Source organism: Nocardia sp. NPDC046763 (assembly GCF_040645495.1).
Taxonomy (GTDB): Bacteria; Actinomycetota; Actinomycetes; order Mycobacteriales; family Mycobacteriaceae; genus Nocardia.
On sequence record NZ_JBEYYI010000065.1, the window covers coordinates 1 to 9,166 of the forward strand.

At 65.1% G+C, this 9,166-nt stretch carries 7 protein-coding genes and 1 pseudogene; 3 read left to right on the top strand and 5 right to left on the bottom strand.

Going from position 1 to position 9,166, the window contains the following annotated elements:
* Positions 1–665: 665 nt before the first annotated feature.
* Positions 666–1,208: a hypothetical protein gene (locus ABZ909_RS43005; RefSeq protein WP_357012137.1), complete on the top strand. Its 543-nt coding sequence runs from the start codon at positions 666–668 to the stop codon at positions 1,206–1,208.
* Here the strand turns inward: ABZ909_RS43005 and ABZ909_RS43010 are convergent, their stop codons facing one another.
* A complete protein-coding gene (locus ABZ909_RS43010) occupies positions 1,209–3,242 on the bottom strand; it encodes a hypothetical protein (RefSeq protein ID WP_357012140.1) in 2,034 nt (677 codons plus the stop codon). It abuts the gene before it with no gap.
* The gene (locus tag ABZ909_RS43015; RefSeq protein WP_357012142.1) at positions 3,239–4,114 is read right to left on the bottom strand and encodes a 5'-methylthioadenosine/S-adenosylhomocysteine nucleosidase; all 876 of its coding nucleotides are present in this window, start codon (positions 4,112–4,114) and stop codon (positions 3,239–3,241) included. The genes ABZ909_RS43010 and ABZ909_RS43015 overlap by 4 nt, the downstream gene beginning before the upstream one ends.
* 120 nt (positions 4,115–4,234) lie before the next feature.
* On the opposite strand from ABZ909_RS43015, the gene ABZ909_RS43020 reads away from it, so the two are divergent.
* Positions 4,235–4,945 (top strand): NUDIX domain-containing protein, encoded by a 711-nt coding sequence (locus tag ABZ909_RS43020; RefSeq protein ID WP_357012144.1) that lies wholly within the window; start codon positions 4,235–4,237, stop codon positions 4,943–4,945.
* Positions 4,946–5,042: 97 nt separating this feature from the next.
* Here ABZ909_RS43020 and ABZ909_RS43025 read toward each other — a convergent pair whose 3' ends face one another.
* Both ABZ909_RS43025 and ABZ909_RS43030 read right to left on the bottom strand, forming a co-directional pair.
* The gene (locus ABZ909_RS43025; RefSeq protein ID WP_357012146.1) at positions 5,043–8,006 is read right to left on the bottom strand and encodes a helix-turn-helix transcriptional regulator; all 2,964 of its coding nucleotides are present in this window, start codon (positions 8,004–8,006) and stop codon (positions 5,043–5,045) included.
* A gap of 61 nt (positions 8,007–8,067) precedes the next feature.
* A complete protein-coding gene (locus ABZ909_RS43030; protein WP_357012149.1) occupies positions 8,068–8,310 on the bottom strand; it encodes a hypothetical protein in 243 nt (80 codons plus the stop codon).
* Between the two features lie 245 nt (positions 8,311–8,555).
* Between ABZ909_RS43030 and ABZ909_RS43035 the strand changes: the two genes are divergently transcribed.
* Positions 8,556–9,017 carry a hypothetical protein gene (locus ABZ909_RS43035; RefSeq protein ID WP_357012152.1) on the top strand — a complete coding sequence of 154 codons (462 nt, stop codon included), beginning with the start codon at positions 8,556–8,558 and terminating at the stop codon, positions 9,015–9,017.
* Here the strand turns inward: ABZ909_RS43035 and ABZ909_RS43040 are convergent.
* Positions 9,014–9,166, bottom strand: a pseudogene (locus ABZ909_RS43040) (IS982 family transposase); the annotation flags it as partial. The gene ABZ909_RS43035 and the pseudogene ABZ909_RS43040 overlap by 4 nt on opposite strands.

Below are 9,166 nucleotides of genomic sequence, written 5' to 3' on the forward strand. Positions count from 1 at the left end.
ACGCTGCGACAACGCATCCACCACGACCTAACATCATGCAACACAACCGATTTCAACGTGAGCGAAACGAATTACCTCCATGTGAGACATCGTCTTAGTAGCTAACCGGGCGGTACGGTAGTCCGCCGGCTGTCGGCCGACCTGGAGATCTCCCGGGACCTTGCTCAGCAGGTGGTAACGAGGAGGCGTTCATCAGGGCGCTAGAACGTCGCAGCGCCTCAAGTTCACTCCATCGCGTACATCCTGCGGCGATGGCTCCCGCGCGGGGGTGAACGAGTGGATCACGAAGCGTGCCAGGCTGCGGGGTTTCGCAGCAGTAGCTCGACCGAGCGGTGTTTCGGCGCCCGCCGTCGTATCCGAAGCAATGTCATTGCTGCAATTGTGGGTGGGCGAAGGGATCAAGCCGGCGGTGATGTGGGTGCGCACTGGATCGCCTCGCCAAGAACGCGTCTGACTATGGTGCTTCGGGCATCGAATGGCGTCGCCTGCTTCATGTTAGCGCCGCATACATTATGTGTGCGGTGTCAACGCAGAGGCTTATGTAAGCGGTGTCAACGTTGATCGGCGCCCGCTACAGCGTCGATCACGCTGCCGACGCGATGGTCCTGGTCCACGACCGATGAGCGATCGGCAAGGTCGTCGTGGGGATGCTGGACGCGTGATTCTTGTCCAAGGACGCAGTCAAGGAATCGTTGGCCGGCTGCCTCGAAAACGCTGTCCAAGCACCAGCGTTGGGCGGCATTGCCATGGATGTCGTGTGGGCGCTGGCGAAACTCGCACCGGTCGATGTCGTTGTCGACTCATGGTGGTTCAAGCCGCGAGACCTCGCGTTTGCGCGTACGGGTATCGCGAGAGCGGGTGCCCGCCGGGTGGTGGAAGTGTGGTGCGACATTCCTGCAGACGTCGCCAGGTCCCGGTATGTCGCGCGCGGGCGCCCGGCCATCTATCGAGACCGGCAGCGCTTGGCCGAGAACTGGGATGACTGGGCTGCGCGTGCGACACCACTCGGGATGGGTCCGGTACTGTTCGTCGACACTACCCAGGCGATCGATCATGCCGTTCTCGCGTCCCGGGTACTGGCGGGGCGGCCGCTGGCCCGCTCTCACCACTTCGAGACAGAACCTAGCGGGATGAGCGTGCGAGGGGGCGGCACGATGGCGTTCACCAGTGGTAGCAGGATGCCGTCGGAGAATTGGAACACGCTGTGATCAGCGGACTTTCGCGCGGGCGGTGTGATCGGCGCGGGGTCGTGGTGGCGGGTTGGTGCACCAGTTCCGGGCCCATCGTTGTTTGCGTTCGTGATCGCGGGTGATCCAGTCGCGTCCTTCGGTGGCCACGGCTTCGAGGATGTGTAGGGCGGTGTCGAATCCCGAGATTTGGGCGGAAGATAGGGATGGGCTGGTACGGGCAGGGTCGTTGGGGGAGGTGCGCAGGTATTCCTCGACTTCGGCGATATGGGTGCCGTTGAGGAGAGTGAGTTGGAAGACGCGACCGTCGAGGAGGTCGGATTGTGGATGGCCGTCGCTGCGGAAGCCCCGTACGAGACGCTCGGTGACCGAGGCGGATGCGACGGCGTCGTAGGTGCACATGCGGCGTTGTTCGTTGTGTAGATTTCCGGTGGCAAGGTTCAGATAGGTTCGCGTGGTTCGCATTCCGAACCGGGTCAGCAGCAACACCGTCACCATGTAGGCCTCGTACCGTGGTGGTCCACCCTCGACTCTGCCGCCGCGCGCGAACGGTGCGCGTGCGGTGAGAACGACGTAGGTGACCAGATCGCTCTCCTGCAGGTTGGCGCGGCGTAGCGCCTCGTCCTTGAGGTAGGTTTTGTCCAACGCCAGCCAGCGCGCCATCTGCTGATCGGTTGGCCGCTCAGCCAAAAGGGCGCCGGACCGGCGGCGGAACATGGCCTGCTCCTCGGAGAACAGTATCTGCGCGTCCTGATCGAGCAATTCTCGCGCACGTGGCCGGGAGGCGATACGGCCGACGCCGAATATTGCTGTCCAGCCGACCGCTGCGAGCGCCGCGGCGGTGATGTGGCCTGAGATCGTTACCATGACCAGCACGCTCACCCACGCGAGCACACCGATGTCGCGTAGATTCTCCGCCCGCGCCGCGACCGGTGTTTGTGGCAGTAGATAGTAGTGGAGACGGCCGAATCGGGTTGCGTGCCAATCGATCAGCCATTTCAGTCGGCTCGGGATGGTGTCGTCGTCGCCGTATTGTTCGCCGAGGCGATGTTTGAGGTCGTGGCGGTAGGCGGCGGTGAGGTCCCACAGACCACTGCTATCGCCTCGGCGGAAGCACCGGTCGATCATGGCATCCAACGGTGTTGGCTGTTGGTTCGGTGCCAGTGGTGGGCGCGACCGCGCGGAGCGGGTGTGCTGGGTGTGGGTCTGCCACACCACCACACAACGCAGTACCATCCCGGCGCCGATGACGATAAGCACAACCGCTCCCACTGTGGCGGCGGTGATACCGGTCCGGAGTATGGACACGACAGCCATGACCAGCGCGACCGACCCGAGAATGGCGGCGGGCCAGTCGACGATGGTCAAGCGTGGTGGCGGCGACCACGGTATCGGGGCCAGCGGGTCGGCTTCGAAGAACATCCATGCGCGGGCGGCTCGCCGATTGTCCATTCTCGTGCGGGCCACCTCCTGCGCGCGTTCACTGTTGAGCTGTTCGTGGACGGTTCCGCTGAGGATGAGCGCCAGGTGCCGGTCGATCTCGTCTCTACGATCGCTCGCTAGTTTGGAGAACCTCGTCATCGCGGCGGCCAATTCGCCGACGGCCGCTCCGCGAGTTGACCCGGTATGCGCGTAGCGCAGCAGCTTGTCGACCACATCGAGAGCGTCGCGCCATCCGTCTCGGGGACGGTCGGCGGCCATCCTCATGGCGTTGCCGATGCGTGTGGTCGGCTCGGCGTCGATTTCGGAGAACGACCGCTCGCTCACTACCGCCAGCACGTACAGGTGGCAGCGTTCGCCCGTGTGGTGTCCGTTTTCGAGGAGGTCGCGCAGGATTTCCTCGGCCCGGCGCGGGTTACCACCGTCGAGGTGGGCCCGAGCCACTTCGTGCAGCCGCTCGGGTGAGTCTCCGGAGGCGGTGGTGTAGATATTGGTCGTGCCGTGTAGGACCGAATCGTTGATTTGGGCGCCGATCTGCTGGCCGACCTCGGCCTGGTCGGCCGCGCTCATATGATTGATGAACGACAACCCTGACGGGTCGGTACCCGTATTCATCGCAGTCCTCCATTGAACTGCGTACCAATCTGGTTTTCTACATGGGCGTTACCGCGTGCGACGAGCGTGTTGGTGATCGTTGTCGGCGCTGGGTCCGAGGTCACGGGATCCTCAGGCGCCGAACGCGATTCGGGTTCCAGCGATACCGCCAGCGCGACGGCGAAGGCTGCCGCGTTGGCGACCGCGCGCGCCTGTCCTCCGGCGTGGTCGGCGTCGGCCTTGTGCCCGTCGGCGTGATCGCTGATCCCGCGGATGACGACTGCGGGCACCTGGTCACCCAGCGCGGCGGCGTGCGCGAACCCCGAACCTTCCATCTCCACGGCGATGGCGTCGTTGTAGGAGGTGTGCAGCCGCTGCGCCAGATCCGAGCGGGTCGAATCCAGTAGCACATCGCCGACCGCGATCGCCCCGAAATGCACGTCCGGGGGCGTGGCGCGGGCGTGGTCGGGGAGGAATCCCCGCCATTGGTGGCGGCGGCAGAGTCGGTGGGCCAGTTGGTCGACGCGGTGGGACAGTTCCCACGAGCGGGGCCGCACCAGGAACCTGTCGTCCTCGCTGCGCCCGCCTTGATACGAGTAGACCTTGGTGGCCACCACGACGTCGCCGACAGCTGTCTTTTGTCGCAGTCCGCCGGCGACTCCGACGAACATCATTGCCGCGGGCGAGAATTCGGCGCGAGCGCGTTCGGTCAATGCCGCCGCGGTGGTGGTGCCCGCGCCGGTGATGCCCACCGCGACCCGATGGCCTGGGTGCTCGGCTATCGTGCCCACGTCGAACAATGTGCCCTTGTCGTGCTCGTACATTTCGAGATCGATCAGATGCTCGAGTACGGCGTTCTGCTCAACATCCAGAGCGGTCAGAATCACGATCATTGTTTCTCCCCAACGTGATCGGAACGGAGCGTCACACAAGTGCTCCGAAGAGTGACGCTAGCCACCGAACCGCCTTTACGTCAAGATGACGTAAAATCGATTGAGGAGAGGAGATCCATCATGGCTGAACGTTATTGGCCCAGCACCGAAGTCGCTATCGCTGTTGACCTGGCGGTGCTCACCGTCCGCGAGGATGCGCTGCAGGTCCTGCTCGTCGAACGTGGCACCGACCCGTGGCAGGGACATCTGGCCCTGCCCGGAGGATTCCTCGACGACTACCGCGAAGATCTGTGCGCCGCCGCCGAACGCGAACTCATCGAGGAGACGGGCCTGGACTTGCGGCGCGCGCACCTCGAGCAACTACACACCTACGGCGCGCCCGACCGCGACCCTCGTCGCCGCGTGATCACCGTCTGCTACTTGGCATTCGTGCCCGACCTCCCCACACCCGCCGCTGGCGGCGACGCCCGAGCCGCGGCTTGGACACCCGTCGACGCGGTGCTCGACGCTCGCGTCGAGTTGGCTTTCGATCATGCCCGCATCGTCGCCGATGCGGTCGAACGCGCCAGGAGCAAACTGGAATACACCACCCTCGCCACCCGGTTCTGCCCAACGGAATTCACCGTCACCCAGTTACGCCGGGTCTATGAGATCGTCTGGGGTGAGGAGCTTGACCAACGCAATTTCCACCGCAAGATCACCGGTGCCGACGGCGTACTGATCCCCACCGGCAACCATGCCACTCACGCCAGTGGCCGCCCCGCTACGCTCTATCGCCGCGGCCCCACCAACATCGTGCACCCGGCGATCCTGCGCCCGTCAACCTCGTGAAGCGCTCCGATTCCGCAACCGCGTCGCGCGCGCCGATGGGTTCGACCACGAGGACTGGCGGTGGCGCGCACCTTGTAGGGCGGGGGAGCGCACATGGTCAGGCCAGGTCGGTCCAACACCAGGGCTCGGCGGGCGTGCCGTCAGGATCTCGCCCGAATCGATACTTTTCATGCATCCCGCTGAAGTGCAGATATTTATCGAACTGACCGGCAGCGGTGAGGTGGCGAACGATCGCGTCGATATGGTCGAGGTTGCCATTGAAGGCGAGCCACTCGTAGAGCTGATCGGCTTGGCGGAATCGGCTGTAGGGGACGGCTTCGGTGGTGACCCGGTGCAGCAGCGCATCGATGTGGCTGTTAGCGCCGATGATTCGGTACTGCTCCAGAAGCGCGCGCACCTGCCCGAGATCGTTGATCGCCACGGTGGTGGCGGCACGGGCAGCGACGTCGGCGAGCTCCTCGACGGTACCGGCTCTATGAAGTTGCGTCATCAGCACCGCGACGTCGAGGGGGGACTGCAGTGGTGCGGTGGCTGCAGCGCGTCGGGCTAGTTCAGTGACCTGCTCGGGGGTACCGACACGTTGGAGCTCGTCAAGCAGTTGTGCCAGACCGCGGGCGTCGCCGCAGGCGGTGGAGGCTGCCTGTCGGGCAACCTGCCTGGCAAGCTCGTAGGCCCCAGCCTGGTGCAGAGCGTAGAGCAGCATGGCGATATTGGCGGGTTCGTCGTGGCAGCACCGGTCGGCGGCTCTTTGCGCGAGCAGCGTGAACTCCTCGTGTGCTCCGACCATCTGCAATGCTGTCAGCAGCAGGGCGAGTCCGCCGCCATGGTCGAGCTCGATATCGGTTATGCGACTGAGGAATTCGCGGATGGCGTGCCGACTGCGGGTTTCCCACCACGTTACAAGCAGCACCCCCGCACCCGCGCCATCGCCGAGAGCTACGGAGGTGGCAGCACGTCGCGAGAGCTGATCGAACTGTTCCTCAGCGCCTGCCCTGTGCAATGTTTCCAGGAGTGCGCTGATCTCCCATGGATTGTCGAGTGTGACCGAGGTGGCGCGCTGCAGAAACTCGCTGCGCTCGGCGTGGTCCGGCCACCGATCCAAGCACTCGATGATGGCCCTGGTCCGGCGGGCGTCGCGGCTGGCGAGGGCCCGCTCGGTGAGGGCTCGGGCCAGGTCCACCGACCCTGCCGCCAGCAGTTGTTCGATCATGCCAGCGACGAACGGCTCGTCGAGAGGCATCGCGGCCGTGGCCCGCCCCGCGAACTCCTCTGCCGTCGTGTATGACCCGACCGCCAGTAGCTGCTCATAGAGCGCGCTGGCGTCGCCGCCGTATTCGACAGGCATCGTGGTCGCGGCGCGGCGCGCCAGGGCCTGCAGTTGTGTGCAGCTCGCAGTCTTTCGCAACTGCGCCAGCAGCTGGGGCGCACCAGTACTCCGGTCGAAACGCACTGTGGTGACGACGCGTTCGATGAATACATCGAAGAGGCCAGGGTCGGCGAGCTCTTGCAGTTTCGCCAGCAGCGGGCATACGGCTGCGGAGTCGGTGTCGGTGACGTGCTCGATCACCCACTCGGTGGGCAGATCCTCAGGGGTGACCTGTGCCATCAGCGTCAACAGGCTGGTCGCCGCGCGAGCGTCGCCGTGTCTGGTGGCGTTCTTCCACAGCTGGGCGGCGTCGAAGTAAAGGCCGCGCGCATGAGCGGCCTCCCCGAGACGATTCAGGTGTGCCGTGGGCGCGTGGTCGGCGAGGGCTTCCCAGAGTCCGATCGGTGCGATCGTGCGGGAACGATGGCGGCGGCCGTAGTGGTCGAGATAGTCAGCGAGCCGAAACTGCGGCCCAGCAGGCGTGGCGGCGGACCGGTGCCGGCGGCGTTGGCCGACGGTGGTGGGGAGCGGATTGATCCGTGTGAGCGGTCCGCGGACTCCTTTGCTGGGCTGCGCGGTTTCGGCGAGGGCCTTCTCGAGCCAGTCGTCGCTGAGATTGGCGCGGTCGACCGAAAGGAGATAGTGCGGTGCGGCGTCGCGCAGCAATGCGAAGGACAGGTCGTTGGGGTGACCGAGCTGTATGGCGTCCATGGCGACTTCGATGATGGCCTTGGCTGTCGGGGAGCACGAGAATCGGTAGCGCCGCACCAGTTCCGGGCCACCTGCCAGATATTGAGTGATCTGATTGTCTTCTGCGTGCTCGACCGCGTCAGCCAGGCGTTCATCGTGTGCGGCCGCCCGATGAATGGCGTGGAGTGCCTCCCCGGTGAACGCGTGCGGAACCTCGATCTCGTGGTCGCGCAGCAGTTTCGCCGCTGCCGTCGCTGGGTCGGAGCTCAAACTCCCGTGATGCTCGGGCCATAGCGTGCCGACCACCAGCACGGGGGCCGTGGATGGGTCATCGAGCAGCGCCTGCAGGGCGGTTGCGGCGCGGTCTCCGGGCTCGCCCCACAGATAGCGCTGGGTTTCGTTGAGCCACACCACCGTCCGCGCACGCACTCGGTCGAGATCGGCGAGGGATTCGCTGCGGGTGGGGAAGACGGGATGCCACAGTCGCCATCCACCGGCTGCACGCAAGGGCGCCAACGCTTCCCAGAGCCCGCGTGTCTTCCCCGCCGAGGACCCACCGACCAACACGGCGATGCCGCTGACGCCAGCGAGAGCTCCCGCGACGACGTCAGCGAGTTCCGCGTCGTGGGGCCGCGGCACATACGGCGGCAACGCTGTCAGTTGCGCACCACTGGACCCGGTGATCGCCGCATGCACTTCCAACGCGAAAGGGTCGGTGATCTGCTCGAGCGGTTGCCCGATACCGGCGACGCTGGCCCGCCGGTGTGCCTGCTCCCAGGCTGCGAGGTCCTTCGGGCTGACCTCGCAGGCTTTCAACACCAGCTCGAGGGTTCCCCACTGCGGAAGGTTGGTCTTTGCGTTGAGGATGTCGCTGAGCGTCGTTTTCCCGATCCCTGAGCGGCGCACGATCGTGTCGTAGCTCAGGTGCTTCCGCTCGCGCAGCGCCTTGAGAGCCACCCGTAACCCGTCGCTGGTGCGGACCTCCGCGAGATCGTTCACGCTCATTCGTCTCCGCCCCTCCGGTGTTCGGATTCGTTCGGAACACTATGCACCGCAGGCGGTTCTGTCAGCGCGATCGTGCCGGGTACAGCCACCGGGGTGCGGCCGAACGGGCCGTGACGAGATCGTTGAGGGCGTGACTACCGAGATCCTCGCCGGCATCGGCGCAGTCGTCCTCATCCTGCAAGCCGGCACGTTGATCCCTGACGCCCTCACCACCTTGTTGCGTGCATTTCGGGACGTCGTTCTCGCTCTGGCAGACCTGCGTGCCGCGGTGCGTGCACATCGCTCCGGTGTCGGCACTGGCCACAGCACCCGGTCTCACGATCGTCGAGGGCCGGTGGAACCGGTCCGGCGGAATATCGCGACGAGGAAGACGCGGGCGCGGCGGGGGACCGAACCGCGGTGAGTGTCGTTACGTTGTCAGCGACCTCGTGCGCCCGTGGCGGGCCGAGGGTGTCGGGGTGCGCTGGCAAGATGTGTGTGATCGCCGAGACCGCTCTGTGGCCGGTGTTCTGGGTGGGTGCGGCCGACGAGTAGCGAAGCGGGGACCTGATGACACGAGTCACCAAGATCGAGCCGGGCGTGGGAACCATTCCCTCAGCGCACGACGTCAATGACAATCTGCGCTGCACCTACCATGTCATCGAGGCAGACGACGGCTCCACGCTGGTGCACCTGCAGGTGGTAGGCAGAAAGTCCTCGATGTCGATCCAGTTCGACAAGGCCGCTGCCAGTGAACTCGTCGAAATCTTCAGCGACGCAGAAGTATTGGAACGACTGGCATTTTGTTGGGATCGCCTGGGCGCCGACGGATTCGAAAGGTTGCTGGTCCGACTGCTCGACCTCTCCAGCGCCTACACCCAGGTCACTCGGCCGACCAATGTTCACGGATCCGATGGAGGCCGCGACATTCAGGCGTACCTGAAGATCAGCGACGGACTCGGCAGCGAAAGCCTCGAGCGGGTGATCGTGCAGGCAAAACACTGGCCTAGACGAGTGATTCCTATCGTTTAGTGGTCGTAGGCGGTCAGTGATCGTGCGGTCGGTGCGCCGGTGTTGCGGTTGTGCCAGATCACGGCTGCGAGGGCGAGGAGACGTTGGGCGATGCGGGCGTAGAGCCCGGCAGCGGTGCGGGCGCCGTGGGCTTCGAGTGACAGTTGCCC